The following is a 21,622-nucleotide window of genomic DNA, read 5'->3' as shown; positions in this document are numbered from 1 at the left end:
AATAGTCTAAAATAAAAAACGGGAGGCAAATACCCCCCGTTTTTTATGAAAGATGCCTTGAGGTCATGATTACATCATGTCCATACCGCCACCGGGCATACCAGCAGCGCCTTCTTTCTTAGGTTCAGGCAGCTCGGCTACTACGGCTTCGGTAGTCAACAACAGCGAAGCGATAGAAGCGGCATTTTCCAGAGCCAAGCGGGTTACTTTGGTTGGGTCGATGATACCCGCAGCAATCATATTTTCAAATTTGTCTTCGCGTGCGTTGTAGCCGAAGTCGCCTTTGCCTTCCATTACGCGCTGTACTACCACAGAGCTTTCGGCACCGGCGTTGGCAGCGATGGTGCGCAACGGAGCTTCCAAAGCAGTGCGGATGATGTTGACACCCAATTGCTGGTCTTCGTTTTCTACATTCAGACCTTCGAGGGCTTCGATGGCACGCACCAAGGCTACACCACCACCGGGTACGATACCTTCTTCTACGGCAGCGCGGGTAGCATGCAGCGCGTCATCTACGCGGTCTTTCTTCTCTTTCATTTCTACTTCGGTAGCGGCACCTACATAGAGGATAGCTACACCGCCAGACAACTTAGCCAGACGCTCTTGCAGTTTTTCGCGGTCGTAGTCAGAGGTAGTAGTTTCTATTTGAGCTTTGATTTGGTTGATGCGGGCTTTGATGTCTTCAGACTTGCCAGCACCATTTACGATGGTGGTATTGTCTTTGTCGATGGTTACTTTTTCAGCTTGCCCCAAGTACTCGATGGTAGCGTTTTCGAGCTTGTAGCCGCGTTCTTCTGAAATCACAGTACCGCCGGTCAAGATAGCGATGTCTTCGAGCATAGCTTTACGACGGTCGCCGAAGCCGGGAGCTTTCACAGCAGCTACACGCAAAGTGCCACGCAGTTTGTTCACTACCAAAGTAGCCAAAGCTTCACCTTCTACATCCTCAGCGATAATCAACAACGGACGACCGCTTTGGGCTACTTGCTCGAGCACAGGAAGCATATCTTTGAGCGAAGAAATCTTCTTGTCGGTAATCAAGATGTAAGGACGCTCAAGTTCAGCTTCCATTTTGTCGGGGTTGGTCACGAAGTAAGGCGACAGGTAGCCGCGGTCAAATTGCATACCTTCTACTACCTTCACCTCGGTTTCGGTACCTTTGGCTTCTTCTACGGTGATTACACCATCTTTGCCCACTTTTTCCATAGCGTCGGCAATCATCTTACCGATTTCGCTGTCGTTGTTGGCAGAGATGGTAGCTACTTGAGCGATTTCTTTCGAGTTGTCAATGGTTTTAGATTGTTTTTTGAGGTGCGCAACTACTGCTTCTACAGCCTTGTCGATACCACGCTTCAGGTCCATGGGGTTAGCACCTGCGGCTACATATTTCAAGCCAGCATTGAAGATGGCTTGAGTCAATACAGTAGCAGTGGTGGTACCGTCACCGGCGCTATCGGCGGTTTTAGAGGCTACTTCTTTTACAAGTTGTGCACCCATGTTTTCGATGGGGTCTTTCAACTCGATTTCTTTAGCTACTGTTACACCGTCTTTGGTAATGGCAGGAGCACCGAATTTTTTATCCAGAATAACGTTGCGACCCTTAGGACCCAAAGTTACTTTCACGGCGTTTGCCAAAGTATCAACGCCTTTTTTCAGCTTTTCGCGAGCATCTACGTCGAAGAGAATATTTTTAGCCATAGCTCTTTTCTTTTTTAAAGGTTAGACATTTACTATGATTGAATAGGGAAATGAGATTTTTTAGGGGGTAAATTACATCTGTGCTTAGACGATAGCGTAGATGTCAGACTCACGCATGATGAGATATTCTTTCCCGTCGATTTGGATTTCGGTACCTGCATATTTTCCGTACAACACGCGGTCACCTACTTTCACGGTCATGGGTTCGTCTTTTTTACCGGGACCTACTGCTACTACCACTCCTTCTTGGGGTTTTTCTTTGGCAGTGTCGGGGATGATGATGCCAGCTTTAGTTTTTTCTTCTGCGGGTAGAGGTTCTACCACTACACGGTCAGCCAAAGGCTTGATGTTTACTTGCGTCATGTTTTTGCTGTTTTTGGTTTCAACTGCTGCGCTCATAGCACTTACACTTTTTAGAAGTTGAACACTTCGCCCTTGTGCATAGCACTTCTTGTGCCAATCTACCCGTTGTCAGGTGAAAACTGTAAAAGTGTCAGGTTTATATTACTTTTCTGTTGGAGGTTGATATTTGGTTTTTTTTGTTTTTTTGAGTAAAATATGTTTTGATGGTGTTGTTTTTGTTGTGAAAGCTTTTGTAAAATTAGATTTTTGGCTATGAAAAAGTTGAGTGTTGATTGGTTGACAAGTGGTCTGATGGATTTCGAGTACAAGAAGTACTTATTGCTGGCTTATTTACAGGAGGTGCGCCGTGAATTCGGTGAAGTAAAGCTATATCCGGCGCTTTCGGATTTGGTATTTCACTACCAAAACCTTCTGAACATAAAGAAAAACAAAAACTTGCTGTATGAGCAGTTTCCGCAAGTCATCAGCAAAGCGGATTTCGAACGTCTGACACTCGAGTATGAGAAAATTGTGAAAGACAACGAGCTCATGCAAGTGATTGAAGATATCATTTTGTTTGCTTTGCCTGAGCTCAAACGCGTCATGAAAGAGGGCGAAGACATTTATAAATATGTGGAAGAACACATGGTGTTGTCGCCGGTGGGTATAGAGCCGCTGCGTAACGAGGAAGGATATTTGCTGCTGCATTTTGATGGCACCGAGGCGGTGCAGGTCTATTTCTACCAAAGCACCTTGTTCGAGCCTAATGAAGAATACCGTACGGTGCGGCTGAATCTTTTGGAAGAAGTAGAAAAGAGAAAAACAGAAACTTACGAGAGTGTAAAGGTGCAGCTTATCAGAAAGTACAAAGCCCTGCCGCAGCCTGCTACTTTCTTGATTGTTGCCAAGCTGCAGTGTCCCTTGCAAGAGACCGTGGTGCCCATAGCCCGACGCTTGTTGATGAAACATTTGACGCAGTGGGCGGCATGAATGGATAGTATGACATATTGTCAGTTTTTGGGAAGCGAGCTTGCGAATAGGTGCCGGGCTCGCTTCTTTGTTCCTGATGAGTTTTGTAGATTTGCGTCAAATGTCTGAAAACTATGAATCAACAAGAAGTGCGTGTTCGTTTTGCGCCGAGCCCAACAGGAGGCTTGCACATTGGCGGTGTGAGAACTGCCCTCTATAACTATCTTTTTGCCAAGAAACACAACGGCAAATTTATCATCCGCATAGAAGATACTGACCAAAAGCGATTTGTGCCCGGTGCCGAAGAGTATATTTACGAGGCGTTGGAGTGGCTGGGCTTGCTGCCCGACGAAAGCCCCAAAGTGGGAGGTCCTTATGGACCCTACCGGCAGTCGGAGCGTAAAGCGATGTACCGGCAGTATGTAGAACAATTGATAGAAAAGGGGCATGCCTATTATGCTTTCGATACGGAAGAAGAACTGGAGGCTATGCGTGAGCGCTTGGTGGCTGCCAAATCAAAAAATCCTTCGTACAATGCCATCTCGCGCATGAGCATGAAAAACTCGCTTACGCTGCCCCCAGAAGAGGTAAAGGCGCGTATTGAGGCGGGCGAGCCCTATGTCATTCGAATGAAGGTGCCGCACAAAAAAGAAATCCGCTTTAAAGACCATATTCGGGGGTGGGTAGTGGTGCATGCTTCTGCCTTGGACGACAAGGTATTGCTGAAATCGGACGGCATGCCTACCTATCACTTGGCAAACATCGTGGATGACCACCTAATGAAAATTACCCATGTCATTCGTGGTGAGGAGTGGTTGCCTTCGGCGCCCATCCATGTGTTGTTGTATGAATTCTTTGGATGGCAGCCGCCGGAATTTGCGCACTTGCCTTTGATTCTGCGCCCCGATGGCAACGGAAAATTAAGTAAGCGGGTAGCCGACCAGTTGGGCTTCCCTATATTTCCCTTGACTTGGACCGACCAAGAAGGCAATGTGTCAGTAGGGTATCGTGAACGCGGTTTCTTGCCCGAAGCCATCATCAACTTCTTGGCGCTGTTGGGCTGGCATCCGAGCGACAACCGTGAGTTGTTTACCTTAGAAGAACTGATTCAAGAGTTCAGTCTTGAGCGTATTACCAAATCGGGTGCGCGCTTCGACTTCGAAAAAGCCAAGTGGTTCAATCAACAGTACCTGCGCCAAAAGTCTGGCGAAGAATTGTTGCCTTTCTTCTTTGAAGGCTTGGAACAAGCCAAGGTGGGCATAAGCACCGACGACATAGCCAAAGAAAAAGCAATACGTATTTGTGAATTGATGAAAGAGCGCATTACTTTCCCAAAAGATATTTGGGAAGAAGCCTCTTTCTTCTTTGTGGCACCTGCCGCCTTCGATGAACAAGCAGTAGCCAAGCGCTGGAATGAACAGGCAGCTCGCCTGCTGAAGACATATGCCGAGAAGCTACAGACTACCGACGCACCTGACGGCACTGCTATGGAGCAGCTGCTGGGCAAGTTGGCAGAAGCTGAGGGAGTAAAGGTAGGTAAGGTGATGCCTGCTTTGCGTTTGGCTCTTACTGGGCAGATGGCAGGTCCTGATTTGGTAGAGATTATGAATATTCTTGGTAAGGAAGAAGTGGTCAAGCGTCTGCTATACGCCCTTGAAACCTTAGGTGTTCCTGCCAAATCGTAAGCAAAGATGATAGTAGTAACCGGAGCTGCCGGCTTTATTGGCAGTTGTTTGATTCAGCGTCTCAATGAAGCCGGCTACAAACACATAGTAGCTGTTGACGACTTTTCGCGCGAAGACAAGCGTCCCAACTATCAAGGCAAAGCGATAGTGGAGCAGGTGCCTCGCGAGCAGTTTATCGACTGGCTGCACCGTCATGAAAAGACTGTGGAATTTGTGTTTCATTTAGGAGCACGCACCGATACCACTGAGTTCGATGAGACCATTTTTGAGCGTCTTAATGTGAACTATTCGAAGGAGGTATGGAATGCCTGCACCCGTTATCAAATTCCTTTGGTCTATGCTTCTTCGGCAGCCACCTACGGAATGGGGGAACATGGCTATGCTGACGACGAGGCATTGATTCCCAAATTGCAGCCACTGAACCCTTATGGTTGGTCAAAACAGCAGTTTGACCTGTGGGTGCTGGAGCAGGAAGAGAAACCTTTTTTCTGGGCGGGTCTTAAGTTTTTTAATGTGTACGGACCCAACGAGTATCACAAAGGGCGTATGGCATCGGTAGTGTTTCATGCTTTTCGGCAGATTCGCGAAACCGGCAGCATGAAGTTGTTTCGTTCGCATCGCCCCGACTTCGAAGATGGCAAGCAAATGCGCGACTTTATCTATGTGAAAGACGTGGTAGAGGTGTGTCTTTTCTTGATGGAAAAACGCAAGCCTTCGGGCATATACAATTTAGGTACAGGCAAAGCACGCACCTTCCTCGATTTGGCAACAGCTGTATTTCATGCGTTAGATAAACCAGTGAGCATCTCTTTCATAGATACCCCGGAGGACATACGTGATAAATATCAATACTTTACCGAGGCAAAAATGGATAAGCTACGTGCTGCGGGCTACGATAAGTCTTTTACCTCTTTGGAAGAGGGGATTGCCGATTATGTAAAAAATTATCTGTTGCCCGGCAAATATTACTAAAATTTCGTTTTTTTGTTGTGGGATTAGAATAACAAGCAAATGCCCGTGTAGCCGGAGGACCCGGTGCGCACGGGCTTTGTTTGAAAGCACAGAGGTATTACTTCGGTTCTATGTTCAGCATGTTGCTGCTTGCTTTGGCTATCAGCTTGCCTTCGGCATTGCGTATTTCGCCTACGACATGAATGAGTTGGCGTCCTTGGCGCACTACCCATGCCTCTACCTCTATTGTTTCACCTACGCGTGCCTTCCCTAAAAAATCAATGTTTAGGTTAACAGATACGGAGGGCTTGTCTTTTTCTAAAGTATGCACCGTCATGCCTATGATTTCGTCGAGCAGTGTCGCTTGCACGCCACCGTGCAGCAGTCCCAAAGGGTTTGCCATGTCGGGGCGCACTTCCATAGTAGCTGTCAGGTGTCCTTGCTCTACTTTACGCAATACAAAATTGAGCCACTTGGTAACTGGCGGGGCTTGTTCGGGCATTTCTTTGCCCACCATGTTTTTCAGTATTTCAACCAGCCTCATGGTGTTTTTTTATGGTTGTGCTTATGCTGTTGTTTGGTTGGTGACAGTTGTTGCTTGGGTAGGAACCGTCTGCCGCGATATGTTCAAAGTGGCTTCTGTTACTATTTGCCTGAGTGCTTCGACCCAGCTGGCATGGTCGTTGAGACTTTCTACCAGTACCCACTTTTCACCGCCCAGCGCTTCAAAAAGTTCTTTGTATTCTTCGCCTACCTCGATGGTGGTTTCCAAGCAGTCGGCAATGAAGGCGGGGGAGAAAGCAAGTACTTTTTTGGCACCTTGTTCTGCTAGTTGGCGAATGACATCTTCGGTGTAGGGTTGAATCCATTCGGCTTTGCCCAAACGCGATTGAAAGGCAGTAATGCAGCGTTCGGCAGGCAGCTGCAGAGCTTCTGCCAGCAGGCGGGTGGTGGCAAAGCATTGTGCACGGTAGCAATACTGATTTTGCTCATGCAACCGGCTGCAGCAGCCTGCCACTTTTTTGTCTTCGGTTTGCAAACAACAGCCGTGAAGGTCTGCCTTTTGTATTTGCCGCACAGGCACCCCGTGATATGAGAAAACAAAGTAATCGTAGCGGTCTGCTTCTATGTAGGGGCGCGCCCGGCTTGCCAGTGCCTGCACAAAGGCAGGGTGGTTGTAAAAGTAAGAGACGATGCTTATAGAAGGAAAAGCTTGCCAATGACGGGTTTCATCATAAAACTTTTGAATCACAGAGCCGCTGGTGGCAGAGGCATACTGTGGAAAAAGAGGGAGTAAAATAATTTGTTCGTAGGCTTTTTGTTGAATTTGAGCCAGTATGCTGCGCATGGATGGGTTTTGGTAGCGCATTGCCAGATACACCTCGTAGTCTTCACCTAAGGCATCCTGCAGCAGTGTTTTCAGGCGTTCGCCATATACCTTCAAAGGAGAGCCTTCGGCAGTCCACAGTTTGCGGTAGGCTTTGGCAGAGCGCGGCGCCCTGAATGGCGCAATGATGAGATTGACCAGAAGCCAACGCGAAAGCGCGGGTATGTCTATGACCCGTCCATCCAAAAGGAATTCTTTTAAATAGCGGCGCACTTCCGGTGTATGTGGAGCATCGGGTGTACCAAGGTTTACCAATAGTACTGCTTTTTTCATTGTTGGGCTGTTTTGTGTGATTCTTGGTGTATAATTAAAACCAACCCCCTGGCAAAAAGTTACAAACAGCTGTCTGATTCTATATTTTGGCGATTGGAGACACCGGCTTCTTCAAAACTTGCCATTTCATTTAGAAAGCGCACCGCTGATTCCACAACGGGATAAGCTATGGCACAGGCACTGCCTTCACCCAGACGCATACCCAGCTGTAAGATTGGGCGTGCTTGCATATACTCAAGCAGTTTGAGGTGCCCTTGCTCTGCCGAAGTGTGGCAAAAGATAGCGTAGTTTCGTATGTACGGATTGGATTTGTAGGCAATTAGAAAAGCTATTGAGCTGATAAAACCATCGACCAGTATAAGCATGCGCAGCGCCGCTGCTTGTAGCATGGCACCACACATCATGGCTATTTCGTAGCCGCCGTAGATGCGCAGCACCTCGAAGGGGTCATTGCTGCTGAGTTGGTGGTGAAGCAGTGCTTTGCGCAAGACTTCTATTTTGTGTCGATATTGCTCATCGTTGAGACCTGTGCCTCTGCCCACACATACCTCTACAGGTTGTTTGGTAATCACACTCATGATGGCAGAAGCCGAAGAGGTATTGGCAATGCCCATTTCGCCAAAGCCCACCACATTACAGCCTTCCTTATGAATTTCTTTGACCAATTCGCTACCCGTTTGGATGGCTTGCTCCATTTCTTGCTGGGTCATCGCTGGCTCATAAAGGAAGTTGCGGGTGCCTTTGGCTATTTTGGCATGCACAATAGGCAAATCTTTGGGGAAGTCAGCCGCCACACCTGCATCAATGACTTTCAAGTTTAAGTGGTGTTGTTGGCAAAACACATTGATGGCTGCCTTTCCACGCACGAAGCTCAGTACCATCTGCGCGGTTACTTCTTGTGGATAGGCACTTACTCTTTCGACGGCAATGCCGTGGTCACCGGCAAATACCAACACATAAGGTTTTTGAAGGGCAGGGGTGAGGGTTTGCTGTATGGTGGCAATTTGAAGTGCTATCTCTTCAAGCCTGCCCAAAGCACCTAAAGGTTTGATTTTGTTGTCAATTTTTTCTTGTACTTGTGTGGCGAATTGTTTGGAAAGTGGTTCTATGATAAATTCTTTCATGGTTGTTTTCAGTTAGGGAGTCCATTTGCCTACGGCTTTGCCGATGAGCGTTGCGCTGGTGCATTGCTCCACCAGCACATCTACGTAGTCGCCGGCTTGGTAATTCTCTTTAGGAAATACAACTACTTTGTTGGCTGTATTTCTTCCAAAAAGATGCTCTTTGGAACGTTTGGAGTAGCCTTCAACCAATACGCGATGCACTTTGCCCACGTCCATCAGGTTACGTTCCAGAGAGTGCTTGTTTTGTAATTCAATGATTTCTTGCAGTCTTCGCTTTTTTACCTCCAATGGTACATCGTCTTGCAGACGTTTGGCTGCTGGCGTGCCAGGGCGTTCCGAGTAGTAGAACATATAGGAGAAGTCGAATTTTACGGCTTCCATGAGCGAAAGGGTGTCTTGGTGCTCTTCTTCTGTTTCGCTGCAGAAGCCTGCAATCATATCGGAAGATAAGCCGCAGGATTCGCCCAAGATGCGGCGAATGGCTGCCACGCGCTCAAGATACCATTCGCGGGTATAGGTGCGATTCATCAGCTCTAGGATACGATTGTTGCCGCTTTGCACGGGCAGGTGTATGTATTTGCATATGTTGTCGTAGCGCTGCATGGTGTAGAGCACCTCGTCGGTAATGTCTTTGGGATGCGAGGTAGAAAAGCGCACGCGCAGGTCAGGAGCTATTTGTGCTACCATTTCAAGCAGCTTGGCAAAGTTGACTTGCTCGTATTGGCTGAGGTCTTCGCCACGCGTGAGGGCTTTGCGGTATTCGTTCAGAGAAATAACCTTGGGATGGGAAGTCCAGAAATAGGAATCTACATTTTGCCCCAACAGGGTTACTTCTTTGTAGCCACGTTCGTATAAAGCACGTGCTTCCTGCACGATAGAGTGAGGGTTGCGGCTGCGTTCGCGCCCACGGGTATAGGGCACTACGCAAAATGTACACATATTGTCGCAACCGCGCATGATAGAGATGAAAGCCGTGATGCCGTTGGAGTTCAGGCGTACCGGGTTGATGTCGGCATAAGTCTCTTCACGTGAGAGAAAGACATTCACGGCTTTGTTGCCGTCTTCGGCTTCTGCTACAAGCTGCGGCAGGTCACGGTAGGCATCCGGACCAGCTACGATATCTACGATTTTTTCTTCTTCGAGCAACTTGGTTTTGAGGCGCTCTGCCATACAGCCCAGCAAGCCTACAAGCAAGCCCGGTTTTTTGTTTTTCAACGATTCCAGCTCACGTAAACGCTTCCAGATGCGTTGTTCGGCGTTGTCGCGGATGGCACAGGTGTTGAGAAAAATTACGTCGGCTTTTTGGGCATTATTGGTAGTATCGAAGCCATGTTCTTGTAAAATGGCAGCCACAATTTCGCTGTCAGAGAAGTTCATCTGACAACCATAACTTTCAATATACAATTTGCGGCTTTTGCCGGTGTCTTGTTCTTGGGTAGTTTTTACCGTTTCACAAGCTTCCCCTTCCACAGGTTGAATCAACTCAATGTCTTTTACTATCTGCTTCATAGCCTTCATGAGAATGTGTCATCTTGCAAAATTAGGAATTTCAAGGAAATAAGCGATAGGTTTTGTATTTTGCCTTTGTTTAGAATGGTTCTACTGTTATTGCACAAACATTTCATGAAGGACTTGGGGTTCAAAATTGCATTTTGCTTGTTGCTATTTGGAGGTATATGGATTCCGACGTGGTCGCAGCCTACAACAGAGGTGGACGACTGGCAGGTAAAGGCAGCCCTTTTAGCCAAGATGGTTGATTTTATTGAGTGGCCGGTATTGCATCGTCCTCAGAAAGATGTCTTTTTGATAGGGGTTTATCAAGACAATCAGATGCTGCGCGTCTTGCGAAAAGTATATGCCGAGCGCAAGGCAAAATCAAGAGTTATAGGAGTGCTTCCTATACATGATGAGCAAGAGATGCTGCATATGCCTTTTGACGTCATATGGTTAGGAAGGCTTTCAGAAACACATTTGCGCCAATTGTTGCCTTACCTACAACAAAGTAGTGCTTTAATCGTAAGTGATACTCCGGGCTATGCTCAAGAGGTAAGTATGGTGAATTTTTTTGAATCGGAAGGCAAGGTGAAGTTTGAAATGAATACAAGAATCCTCACACAAAAGGGCTTCGTGGTCAATTTTCGCCTGTTGAAGCTCGCCAAAATAGTAAAGTAGGGAAGTGCCTATGGTTGCGATAAAAGGCAAAAGCTATTGGACATTAGACAAGCGCATTACCCTCTACACACTTGTGGCGGTGGGGGTATCGCTTTTGTTGGGGTTTTATTTTATGTTTCATAGCAGCTATCAGCAACACAAACGCCATTTTGTAAGCTATCATCTCAACCAACTGCGCATGACCGCCGAATATTGCATTGTGCCCATTGAGTTGAGACAACCGGAAGCTGCTGGCGAGTTCATAGAGAAAATAGCAGCGCAAAAGATGGTAGAATGTGTACAGTTGGTAACTCCTGATGGAAGTGTGTGGCTTTCTTATCCTGCCGGGAATACTTTTTTAGGCGCTGCCCTTACCACCGACAGTGTGCAATGGGCAGAAGAACATTTGTACGTTAAGGCTGACATACGTGGCATGCATGCTGAATTGCTGGGCTACTTGTATGCCAAAGTAAATACCTCAGAGTTGCGGGCTTTCAAGCAAGAACAGCTATGGAACAGTGCTCTTTTATTTGTCGGCTGTTTGCTTTTGTGCGGCATCCCTCTTTCGGTATTTCTTAGAAGCCGTTTGATTAACCCTATCATTCAATTGGAGCACCTTTTGTACGAAGCCGTGCAAAACCAGACCTACTACATTTCCGATGCACCACCTCGCTCATCTAAAGAAGTGCGTTGGTTGTATGAGCGGGTAGCCTACATTCTGGCAACCATACGCCTGCAATTAAAGGAGCTGCATCAAAAACAGATAGACCTTGAACAACAAGAAGGGCTCTATAAAGCCTTGTTTGACAACGAGCTGATAGGAGTGCTGTTGGTCGATTTGTCCGAGAATAAAATTTTACAAAGCAGTCCAAAAGCACAGGAAATTCTGAATCTCAAAGAGAACGACCGCCAGTTCGCCAGTTTTTTTGCACAGCGCACTGTTTATGAAACTTTTATGAAAGAGTTGACCCATAAAGGACGGGTGACACCACAAGAGGCACTCTTGCGTGTAAAGCAGCATAAAAACCTCTGGGGCTTGATTGCCGCCAAGAAAGCTGGGCATAATATAGCAGAGGTGGTGGTGCAGGATATCTCCGACATGAAACACAATATGACTGAACTTCAACGGCTGAGCGATGAGCTGGATAACTTCGTATATCACGCTTCACATGAACTGCGCGCACCTTTGCGCTCTATTCTGGGTATTGTGCAATTGATGGAATTGAATCCCTCGCCTGCCAACGTGCAAGAGTATGTGAACCATTTGCGGCGAAGCATTGAACGGCTGGATGAAACCATTCAATTGGTTATAGCTGTATCGGAAACCAAAGCACACAATAAAGCAGAACCGGTAGATTTGGAAGACCTTATCCGTTACAGCGTAGAGCATTACAACTATTTAAACCAAGACGGGCGCATAGATATCCGCTACGAAGTGAAGTTTAGGTCAGAGGTTGTAATAGACAAATTTAGCTTGAGTTTGATAGTAAATAACCTACTCAGCAACGCACTGAAATATGCTGACTATACCAAGCCCTACCCCATGGTATATATTATAGCCGATGTACAAGACAATAATCTGATTCTTTCGATAGAAGACAATGGAGTGGGCATACCATTCGAAATTCAACCCCATATATTCAAGATGTTTTACCGAGGGCATGAGCGCTCGGAAGGTGCCGGTTTGGGGCTTTACATTGTAAAAAAGGTAGTTAATCGTTTAGGAGGGCGCATTTTGTTTGTGTCGGAACCGGCACGAGGCACTACCTTTTATGTACGCTTGCCTTTGACAAAAGCTCCTTTGTATGATTACGAATCAGCGGCTGCTCAATGATGGAGGCGCTTTGTCTTATGTGCTGCCAAAAAAATGCAGCATGCAAACTACGAGCTGCTGTGCCCAACAACCATGTAATCAACACCACATGCCACACCTTACTTCTACTGGCAGTGGGGCATAGATTACCCACTGCAGGAACGAAGCATAACCACACAGGCAGCAGGTAACGCAGTTGGTCATCGTAGGACTGAATATTGACCATCAGTAAAAAAAGAAAGCAAGCACCAGCCGCAGCAGCAAGACGACGAGGAAAAAAGGCGTCAGGCAGCTTTATAAGCCGCTGTACAAATGCTATAATGCTAATTATAGCGGCAACCGGCAGCAACACAACTGTAGCAGAGGGTAAAAAGTAATTGCCCCATGCTTGCATGTAGAGTATCAAAGTGTTGAGCCAGTTAGCTTGCCACATACCATAGTTTTCAAGCATACCGCCTTGTAAAAGATAGGCATAAGCTACCCATGCAAATACTGCCAATAGACTGACAGCAAGCAGCAGCCAGGCGAGGCGTAGCTGTTTTGTTTGCTGAAAGTGGTAGATGTCCCACAATAAAAGTGCGTAAATAGGCGGTAGAAAACTAAAGCGACACCAAATAAGGGCTACAAGCAATAAAAAGACAGGCAAGCGCTGGGCACCAGTATAGAGCCGAAGCCGTTCATAACCCCAAAGAAACCACACAAAAAGCGGCAACGCCAGGGCTTCGGTCCATACAAAAGAAAAGGCAGTCAGCACCATGGGGTGGCACACAATTGCCACATAGCACCAAGCAGATAGTTGCCAAAGCCGTATCAAACGCCATGTTCCATAAATAAAGCAAATCAGACACAGCAAATGCAACACAAAAACCCCTGAGTCGTGTTTCAAAAAAAGACCTAAAACAGTAGGATAAAGAGGTTGCCAGTGTGTAAGCCTTGCCCCGTTGGCATCTATCCATGTGCCATTGTGCCAGAAAGAGTGCCCGGAAGCTGCAAAGTGAAGTGAGTCGTTGGTATAGGCAACCCCATGGACATTGCCCAACAGCCATGCTATCAAGACAAAGCAGCTGCTTACAGTCCCTATCGTTCGCTGCGCAGAAAAATGAAATGGTTTCATTTTCCTATTTTAAAGGATATATGCAAAGAAACTGAAAGTTTTATGAAACGCCTTCTGACTTTTGTTTGTCTTGTGTGCTTCTGTGTGCCTGCTTTTGCACAAGAGTCTGTTTGGTTTTATGGTGTGGTGAAAGTATCGCCCCAATTGAAGCAGCAGTGGTTGGAAAAGACACAGTCCGTTCAACGTACGCAATCGTCCGCATTGCAGATTACACCACGTTATGCGGAACAAAGCCAATGGCGCTACGCCCCTGCTGTCAAGCGCCCTCCGGCAGTCTTGGAGCAGTTTTTTACCGTAAAGACTCAAAGCAAGCAAGCTCTGCAGGTAGCTCTGGACTCCCTGCGCCGCTTGCCTGGGGTGCTCTATGCTGAACCGCTCTATAATTACCAACCGCTGTATGTGCCCAATGACCCAGGCACCAACTCCGCCAATGCACCCAACTATCAATACTACTTAGAGAAAATCAAGGCTTTTGAAGCTTGGGATATAGAGCAAGGCAACCCCTCTGTGGTGATTGCCATTATAGATTACGGTTTTCGTCTCACCCACGAGGACTTGCAGGGCAACCTGCATCCTGCTTATTATGACGTAGCCGGCAACGATACCAACCTAAGCGGGATATATCATGGAACTGTGGTAGCAGGAGTAAGCAGTGCTACTCCCGATAATGCCAAAGGGATAGCTGGTGTGGGCTTTCATTGTCGTTATCTGCCCATTAAAGCTATTTCAGACGATTTCACTTATTTCAACTTCGACGGCGCTTTGCTTTATGCAGCAGCGCAAGGTGCTTCCGTCATCAACATGTCTTTTGGGCGCCCCATTACACCCACCGAGCCCGAATCAGAATTTGAGCGAGACCTTTTGCGCCTGATGGTCGATTACTACGACATTGTATTGGTGGCTGCTGGCGGAAACAGTGGTAAAGACGAAAAGTGGTCGCCAGCGGTGTACCCCGAAGTGATAGCCGTGCCGGGCACCAACGCCAATGACCAAAAATGGGGTGGTTGGGGTTCAGGCAGCACTTTTGGTTATCATATGGACGTGGCAGCCCCAGCTCAATATATTTATTCTACTTACAACCGCCATGACAGCGATTATTATCCTGCCACCGGCATTTCGGGTACTTCTTTCGCTGCTCCCCAAGTGAGTGCGGCTGCGGCTCTGGTGCGTGCCCACTATCCCGGCTTAAATGCCCGTCAGGTGATGGCACGCCTGATGGCAACTGCCGACAACATAGACGCCCAAAACCCCGGATTTATCGGTAAACTGGGTAAGGGACGACTAAACATCTACCGTGCACTGACTGAAACACAGGTGTTTGCCGTAACTCCTTCCGACCCAATTTTATACGCTTTAGGAAACGAGCACTACGCGCTTCATATGAAACATACTAACTTACTGACACCTGCCACCCATGTGCAAGTACATATCAATAGTTTATCGCCTTATGTCAATGTTATTGCGGCAACGGCAAACATAGGCGATATGACTACCTTGGAGAGCAAAGAGACCCCCTTAGGTGCTTTGGTCATAGAGCGAACTGGCGATATTCCGGCATCGCATACGGCTTACATCGGGATAGAATATACCGCAGACCAAGGCATCTTTCGGGAATATGTGGAACTTCGTTTTGCGCCTTTGTACCCTGCACTCTTTGATAAACGCTTGACATTTTGGTATGATACGAAGGGGCATTTGGCAGTTTATGATTACCCCTACAGTCAGGGAATGCGTTTTAATGATACTACTTATGCGCGCGCAGGCGGCTTTGTGATGGCTGTTTCACAAGATAGTCTGTGGAGTACCGTGCCCGATTATGTGGGGGGCATGAATAACGATTTTGAAGAAACGGCTTCGTGGAGTGCTCCCTCCGCCATGTACACATTCTTACAACCTACTGCCACAAGTGCATACACTGTCACTGAGCGATTATATCTTGATTCTTTAGTCCCCGGTGTGCTTTTTCAAGAATACCGTGTGCACAACCGCCAGCTTTTTGCCGATACAGTAAGACTTGGCTTGTTTTATGACTTCGATTTGCCGAATGTTTCGCTTCAGCAATGCGCTGTTGATACTGCTGTGTCCATGATTTATGCCCGTGATGGTAGTGGACACTACGCCGCCATAGCTTTGCTACAAGCTTTCCGTCAAATAGATACGACATACTATGCTTTCGATGTGGATGGCAGCAATGGTAGCCTTGCTTTGAATGATGGTTTCTCTGCGGCGGATATGTGGGGCGCCATGACTTCCAACCGCTTGCAGGCAGGTGGAAACAACGCAAACGTAGCAGCACTGGCAAGCATTCATTTCAGCATTCCAGCACAAGATTCTGCATGGGTAGCATGGGCGGTATTGTCGGCACCTTCGCATGACAGCCTGCGGACACTGTATGGGCTTGCCCGTGAACGCTTCCTTGCTCTGCGTACTTGTGCACTGCCACAAGTGCCGGCAGTGGTGGAAGTGCACCAGACAGATGCCGTGTATCTTGCTTCTATTGTACCTTCGGGAGGCTATCATTTTAATTTCTACCGGGCAGATAGCTCTTTGTATCAGAGCGGGGCAGCGATGGTATATGTGGTGAACACTTTTCCTTCGGAAACTTTTTTCTTCGTAGAAAATGCTTCTTATGATTTCAATCATTTGTTGCCCAGCGCTTGGCAGCGAGTAGCTATTGTAGGAGTACCAAAAAGCCCCACAGCCATAGAAGCAGCACAGGTGCCGGCAGTTCGACTGTATCCTAATCCGAGCAGGGGAGTGGTGCGCATAGAGGTTGACACGAACAGAATACAAGCCGGAAGCATGCAGTGGTGGCTTTATGCATATGATGGAAGGTTGCTAAGGCAAGCGGTGTTGTCCCGGGTAGAATCATTTTATTTACATGGCTTACCACAAGGCGCCTATGTTTTACAGCTTTCTTTGAGTGGTGAAATGTACTACTTCCGGCTACTTGTCGAATGATTTCCTTAGTTTTGTAGAAGGAACGTCAACAACCCAATTGACTCATGGAAAAAGCAGTAGTTTTCATTGGTTCAGACCATGCAGGCTTTGAATACAAAGAAGGAATTAAGCAAATGCTGTTGCAGGAAGGATACAAAGTAGAAGACGTGGGAACACATAGCGCCGATTCGGTCGATTATCCAGATTACGCTCACCCTGTGGCACAAGCTGTAGACGAAGGAAAAGCACAGTGGGGCATTCTTATTTGCGGTTCGGGTAATGGAGTATGTATGACCGCCAATAAGCATGCCAAAGTGCGCGCTGCTTTGTGTTGGAATGAAGAAACTGCACGTTTGGCACGTCAACACAATGATGCCAATGTGATTTGTCTGCCTGCTCGTTTTGTGTCTTTGGAAGAAGCCCAAGCGATGGTGAAAATTTTTCTTTCTACCGACTTTGAAGGAGGACGCCATGAACGGCGTGTGCAAAAGATAGCATGCGCATAAATCATTGTTGTTGTAGCTGGGAATACACAGAGAATAAAAAAGCAGCTGGTGGCAACCAGCTGCTTTTTGTTTTATCGAGAAGCTAAGAATTACTTTCTGGTGATGGTTACGGTGATGGTGTTGTCACACTCGCCATTGCCGTAATTTATCACGTGAATGGCGCGAGGTCCTTCCATCCGCAATACACCTGATACGGGTAGGTAATTTTGACTCAAGAAGCACTCGGTGTTGATGGTCAGGGCTTCCAAAATTTCAGCAGAATAAGACTGCTTGCGACGGTCAGTACCGGACCACTCACCGGTGATTTTAAAGACATCGTCGAAGGGGTTGCGCCGCTCTTCAATCCCTTCATAACCACTTACCCACTCACGCACACGGTTTGATTCCCAAGTAGCTTCCAGTCCGCTGGGGAATATCAGCTTACCATCCTCTTGTAACCTATGAGTAGGGTTACCTCCTTGTTCGGTGATGTTGGTAACGGTTCTGGTACCTACTATCTGCACAAAGCCAATACCACGGCGGTTACTTACAAAATAATTCTCAGGTGTGGTGGTAATCACGCTGCTTGGTTCCATATAAGGTCCGGTGTAGGTGATAATGATTTTCCCTTTGCGGATACGTCCATCTTGGCATTGTACGCCTTGTGTGCCAAAGTCGATGGTGATTTTTTTTCTAGATGAGTCAATGTTGATTGTGCAGTTGCAGCCACGCACAACACCATTGGCGCGAGCAGTTGCACTTTCATCGGAAGGCTTAGCAGCAGCTTCTGCTTGCAGAGTAGCATCGATAGAGAAGCTTTCCAAGTCGTCGAATTCGCTTTGTAAATCATTGCCGTCTTGTACATAGGCATCTTCAGGAATGGTAGGCTCGCTGTCTTTTTTGTTACAAGCGCTCAAGCCTGTAAGAGAGGCAAGGGCAACTATTGTTGCATACTTCCAAAATACTCTTTTCATAGTTTTTTGTGTTTTGGGTTTGACTTCACTTACTTAGATGCAAAAACCGTGCGATGGTTTAATGATTAGATGTTGAAAATGGTTTAAGCCATATGATTTTTTGGAATTACTCTTTGTGAATAATATCGAAGCATTGATTCTTTAGAGCATTTGCATGGGTTTCATGGGTGAAAAAAAACTCAACATGCTGGTAAAACTTCCAAAAGCGCTTTGTTTTATTTGAAGAAATAAGTCGGTCTTGTTTCGGGAGGTAAATGCTTACGGGGATGGGGGTCAGCAGCTCAAGAGCACGAGGTGATACTTCAAAGGCGGCGGCAATGCCCCAGTGTTTGCGCAGCATACGAAGCTTTTGGGAAGACAAGGGGGGATATACGCCCAAAAAATGCATGATGTGTTGTCTGTGTTTGCGCATACAAGGAAGCAAGGCATGCCACCAATCCCATAAAAAGGCTGTTTGGGGACGGAGCACCCAATGGAGTAGCGGATGCGCAGGCATGCCCTCGGGGGCAATCAGAGAGAGTTTTATGGGACGAAGTGCAATACTTGTCCACAGCGCTATGCGTGCTCCCATACTTAATCCTATGATTTCAGTTTCACTGCCCCAAGTGATTTCTTGAAGCTGTCGGAAAAGAGAGATAGGGGCGATTTTTTGTATTTCAATAAGGTAAGTGGGATAGGGGAGCATCGAAGGTAAATATTTACCAAAAAGATTAGCGTCTTGACCAGCCCCCAGAAACACCAGTCGGGCACGCCCCGCATTTTTTCCTTCTATTTTTATGTATCTTAGTCTTGAACTTGCCATCTTGTAATGACATTCTAGGTAAGCAAACGTATATAGTAAAAAATATTTGGCTTTATGAGGATTAGTAAGGGCTTGCTCTTTCTTTTATTATTTGGGTTGCTTTCTTTTGTAGCGTATGATGCAATGGCACAGTGCGTGGTAGATACCAGTACTGGTTTTGGGTTGCCTGCCTCTGTTTGCCCGGACAGCTCTGTGGCATTGAGCAATCCGGCTACTTCTGCCAACACTTGGGAGTGGTATTTCTGTGCCGATGCTTTGGAGAAGGCTCCTACCATTAGCAATGCTTTGCTTTTGAATGGCAACATCATTACTGATCCTCGGTTAGTACGCGACGGTGATGACTATTATCTGTTTGCAAGCAGTCGTGAAACGAACGAGTTGGTTCGTGTCTATTTGGGCAATTCACCTCTGAATGCTCCGCAGGAGAGGGCGCAGTACTTTAATTTTAGTTCCTTGGACAAGCCGGAACCGATTGATTTTATTCAAGAAAATGGGCAATGGTATGCCGTTGTAGCAAATATAGGGTACGTGGGAGGCAGTAAGTCTTTTGTGAGACTTAGCTTTGGCAATAGTCTCGGCAACACACCTGTTGCGACCAGCTTGGGAGATTTGGGCTTGCCGGCATTGAGCAGGGGGCTTAAACTTGTAAAGCAAGGTGGGAATTATTATATGCTGGTAGCCAATGCCACAAGCAACAAACTTTATGTAGTGAAGTTTGGTAGTTCCATTACAAATAGCATTGATGCAAGCAGTATTATACAAGAGGTAAGTTTTGCTGCAGGTAATTACATATGGAATGTTGATGTTTTTGAAGATTGTGGCAAAGTATATGCGTGGGTGCTGGGGTTGTTGGGCAATAAAGTATATCTTTTGAATTTTGCCACAGGGCTTGAAAATGCTCCTACTGTATATGACAGGAGTGCGGAAATTGGGCTCAGCCGCCCAGCAGGAAGCTACAGTTTGCGAGTAGGAAAAAAAGTGCATACGGTTTTCTTGGCTGAAACTGGAGGAAGCTTAAAACATGCCTTTTTTTCTAGCGACATAACTTCAGCACCTACGGTTCAAACCTACAGTATTACAGTAGAACGTATAAAGGGAATAACGGGCTATTTCTACCAAGGCATTTTACATTTGTGGGCAGCTAACTACAATACCCGTGTGGTTTATCGCCTGTCGTTTAATGGGTGCGATGCAAGCGACGCTTATTCAACAGACCCTAACCCTACGGTAAGTTATCACGGTTTGGGAAGCCGGCGGGTGGTCATGGTGGCTACACAAGGGAATGGCGCACAAAGTATTTACGAAGACAACATAAATATCGATAACAACAGCATCATTGCAGATTTCAGTTTTTCAGGGCAGTGCGTGGGGTCAAACACTGTTTTTACAAACAACAGTGTTGGTAATTTTGCCAATATCTCACAATGGACATGGGACTTTGGCGATGGCAGTCCGGTATCGAATGCCCAGAGCCCGGTGCATACCTATGCTTTGGCAGGTAATTACACAGTAACACTTACGGCACAGGCACTCAATGGCTGTGTGACAACAGCAGTGAAAACAGTTTCTATTTCAGGTGCCCTTGTGGCTGATTTTCAATATACGGGCAACGCTTGTGTGAATAACCAGCTTACGTTTGAAGATTTGAGCACATGGAGTTTCAACCCACCCCATGCAACAAATGGTTACTATTGGAATTTTGGCGACGGCACTTATTCTGTAGAAGCCAATCCGAGAAAGGTGTACACTGCTGCGGGGGACTATCTCGTGCAGTTGACCATTCGAGATGCCGGTGGTTGTATGGCTTCTGTCTCAAAAATGGTTTCTATTATTCAGGGTCCCATAGCGTATTTCGAGCCCCCTGCTCTCATTTGTCAGGGCAATGCCGTTCAGTTTTTTTCTCAGAGCACAGGGAGCATCGCTGCTTATGAGTGGACTATCGATGGACAAGTAATAAGTACGGAAGCGAACCCTTTTCTGACCTTTTCTACACCCGGAACGCACGAAGTAAGCTTGCGCGTGTTTTCGCCCAATGGCTGTGACAACTTATATTCTCAAAATGTAGATGTAAAAGGCTTGCCGATTGTTTTATTTACAAGCACGCCCTCCAGAACCAATCCTCTGAGCATTGATTTCTTCAATCAGAGTAGTGGGGGGGTAAGTTTTCTATGGGACTTTGGCGATGGCTCACAATCCAACGACTTATCTCCCTCGCATGTCTATTCATTGCCTGGTATTTACCGGGTGGAGCTTACGGCTACCAGCGTGGACGGATGCAGTAGTTCTTTCGCAAAGGATATAGAGGTGGGCAAGTTGGACCGTGATTTAGTCTTAGATAGTCTGTGGTTACCTGCCAACGGAAACACAGCTAAGCTGATAGTTGCCAATAATGGAAACATCGCCGTTGCTTCGTTTAAGATAAGGTTAACCGCCGGCGAGGAGCTCGTTGCAGACACTACTGTCTCTACATTGCTTAATAGTGGTCAGTCACAGGAGATAGAAATACCCCTCACGCTCACAGGAAAAGATTTAATGGAAAGAAATTACCTTTGTGCTTCGGTGAACTTGGTCAACTATGAAGATGCTCAACCGACAGACAACGAAAAGTGCATACCTACCCGCAATGGTCTTTATGTCTATATGCCGGCACCTAATCCGGCGAATCAGTCATTGATGCTTCGTTGGGTACATGACCGGCAATTGGCAATAGATTGCCAACTCTACAACACGCGAGGCGAGTCGGTATGGCAGCATCGTTTTGATACTTTCGCCATACCCGCTGAATATGAGTTGAATACTTCGTTTTTGCCTGTAGGTCTCTATTTTCTAAAAGTCAGTGACGGGCAGCGTTTTTTTGTATATCGAGTCATCATTCAACGCTGAAAACACTAAAATTTCTATTTTTGAAAAATGA

Annotated in this window: 17 protein-coding genes; 8 read left to right on the top strand and 9 right to left on the bottom strand. The window is 46.7% G+C overall.

All coding sequences use genetic code 11. From position 1 onward, the window contains the following. Window positions 1–69 precede the first annotated feature (69 nt). Entirely contained in the window at window positions 70–1,698 is a 1,629-nt protein-coding gene (groL, locus tag FHS56_RS10915; protein WP_166920746.1) for a chaperonin GroEL, read from the bottom strand. Window positions 1,699–1,782: 84 nt separating this feature from the next. Beyond that, window positions 1,783–2,061, bottom strand: coding sequence for a co-chaperone GroES (locus FHS56_RS10910; RefSeq protein ID WP_166920776.1), 279 nt, complete (start codon window positions 2,059–2,061; stop codon window positions 1,783–1,785). A 252-nt stretch (window positions 2,062–2,313) separates the two neighbouring features. Here FHS56_RS10910 and FHS56_RS10905 point away from each other — a divergent pair, with 252 nt between their 5' ends. The 3 genes from FHS56_RS10905 (at window position 2,314) to rfaD (ending at window position 5,666) form a co-directional block, all read left to right on the top strand. Further along, complete coding sequence (locus tag FHS56_RS10905) at window positions 2,314–3,030, top strand: hypothetical protein (RefSeq protein ID WP_166920744.1); 717 nt, start codon at window positions 2,314–2,316, stop codon at window positions 3,028–3,030. 113 nt (window positions 3,031–3,143) lie between these two features. Beyond that, entirely contained in the window at window positions 3,144–4,694 is a 1,551-nt protein-coding gene (gene gltX, locus FHS56_RS10900) for a glutamate--tRNA ligase (RefSeq protein ID WP_166920742.1), read from the top strand. 6 nt (window positions 4,695–4,700) lie between these two features. Continuing rightward, the gene (gene rfaD, locus FHS56_RS10895) at window positions 4,701–5,666 is read left to right on the top strand and encodes an ADP-glyceromanno-heptose 6-epimerase (RefSeq protein WP_166920740.1); all 966 of its coding nucleotides are present in this window, start codon (window positions 4,701–4,703) and stop codon (window positions 5,664–5,666) included. 97 nt (window positions 5,667–5,763) lie between these two features. On the opposite strand, the gene FHS56_RS10890 is transcribed toward rfaD, so the two are convergent. From FHS56_RS10890 to miaB, 4 genes are read right to left on the bottom strand one after another with little or no spacing between them, the layout of a single operon-like run. After that, complete coding sequence (locus tag FHS56_RS10890) at window positions 5,764–6,189, bottom strand: PaaI family thioesterase (RefSeq protein ID WP_166920738.1); 426 nt, start codon at window positions 6,187–6,189, stop codon at window positions 5,764–5,766. A 21-nt stretch (window positions 6,190–6,210) separates the two neighbouring features. Continuing rightward, on the bottom strand, window positions 6,211–7,305 hold the full coding sequence (gene hemH, locus FHS56_RS10885) for a ferrochelatase (protein WP_166920736.1): 1,095 nt from the start codon (window positions 7,303–7,305) through the stop codon (window positions 6,211–6,213). A gap of 59 nt (window positions 7,306–7,364) precedes the next feature. Further along, window positions 7,365–8,429, bottom strand: a complete 1,065-nt coding sequence (gene cobT, locus FHS56_RS10880; RefSeq protein ID WP_166920734.1) for a nicotinate-nucleotide--dimethylbenzimidazole phosphoribosyltransferase — start codon at window positions 8,427–8,429, stop codon at window positions 7,365–7,367. Window positions 8,430–8,441: 12 nt separating this feature from the next. Continuing rightward, window positions 8,442–9,938 (bottom strand): tRNA (N6-isopentenyl adenosine(37)-C2)-methylthiotransferase MiaB, encoded by a 1,497-nt coding sequence (gene miaB / locus FHS56_RS10875; RefSeq protein ID WP_166920732.1) that lies wholly within the window; start codon window positions 9,936–9,938, stop codon window positions 8,442–8,444. A 114-nt stretch (window positions 9,939–10,052) separates the two neighbouring features. On the opposite strand from miaB, the gene FHS56_RS10870 reads away from it, so the two are divergent. After that, window positions 10,053–10,601, top strand: coding sequence for a YfiR family protein (locus FHS56_RS10870; RefSeq protein WP_166920730.1), 549 nt, complete (start codon window positions 10,053–10,055; stop codon window positions 10,599–10,601). A gap of 10 nt (window positions 10,602–10,611) precedes the next feature. Then, window positions 10,612–12,414 carry a sensor histidine kinase gene (locus tag FHS56_RS10865; protein ID WP_166920728.1) on the top strand — a complete coding sequence of 601 codons (1,803 nt, stop codon included), beginning with the start codon at window positions 10,612–10,614 and terminating at the stop codon, window positions 12,412–12,414. Here the strand turns inward: FHS56_RS10865 and FHS56_RS10860 are convergent. Continuing rightward, the gene (locus FHS56_RS10860) at window positions 12,344–13,447 is read right to left on the bottom strand and encodes a hypothetical protein (protein ID WP_208409681.1); all 1,104 of its coding nucleotides are present in this window, start codon (window positions 13,445–13,447) and stop codon (window positions 12,344–12,346) included. The two genes, FHS56_RS10865 and FHS56_RS10860, sit on opposite strands and share 71 nt — an antisense overlap. 102 nt (window positions 13,448–13,549) lie before the next feature. Between FHS56_RS10860 and FHS56_RS10855 the strand changes: the two genes are divergently transcribed. Together FHS56_RS10855 and rpiB are read left to right on the top strand one after the other, a co-directional pair. Beyond that, on the top strand, window positions 13,550–16,468 hold the full coding sequence (locus FHS56_RS10855; RefSeq protein ID WP_166920724.1) for a S8 family peptidase: 2,919 nt from the start codon (window positions 13,550–13,552) through the stop codon (window positions 16,466–16,468). Between the two features lie 44 nt (window positions 16,469–16,512). Next, a complete protein-coding gene (gene rpiB / locus FHS56_RS10850; protein ID WP_166920722.1) occupies window positions 16,513–16,953 on the top strand; it encodes a ribose 5-phosphate isomerase B in 441 nt (146 codons plus the stop codon). A gap of 89 nt (window positions 16,954–17,042) precedes the next feature. Here the strand turns inward: rpiB and FHS56_RS10845 are convergent, their stop codons facing one another. Further along, window positions 17,043–17,906 (bottom strand): hypothetical protein, encoded by an 864-nt coding sequence (locus FHS56_RS10845; RefSeq protein WP_166920720.1) that lies wholly within the window; start codon window positions 17,904–17,906, stop codon window positions 17,043–17,045. A 106-nt stretch (window positions 17,907–18,012) separates the two neighbouring features. Further along, the gene (locus tag FHS56_RS10840; RefSeq protein WP_166920718.1) at window positions 18,013–18,708 is read right to left on the bottom strand and encodes a hypothetical protein; all 696 of its coding nucleotides are present in this window, start codon (window positions 18,706–18,708) and stop codon (window positions 18,013–18,015) included. Between the two features lie 54 nt (window positions 18,709–18,762). On the opposite strand from FHS56_RS10840, the gene FHS56_RS10835 reads away from it, so the two are divergent. After that, window positions 18,763–21,591 carry a PKD domain-containing protein gene (locus tag FHS56_RS10835; RefSeq protein WP_166920716.1) on the top strand — a complete coding sequence of 943 codons (2,829 nt, stop codon included), beginning with the start codon at window positions 18,763–18,765 and terminating at the stop codon, window positions 21,589–21,591. The last annotated feature ends 31 nt before the right edge of the window (window positions 21,592–21,622 follow it).

Source organism: Thermonema lapsum, from assembly GCF_011761635.1.
GTDB lineage: Bacteria > Bacteroidota > Bacteroidia > Cytophagales > Thermonemataceae > Thermonema > Thermonema lapsum.
Note: the sequence above shows the minus strand (reverse complement) of the source record. Positions and strands in the feature narration are given on the sequence as shown.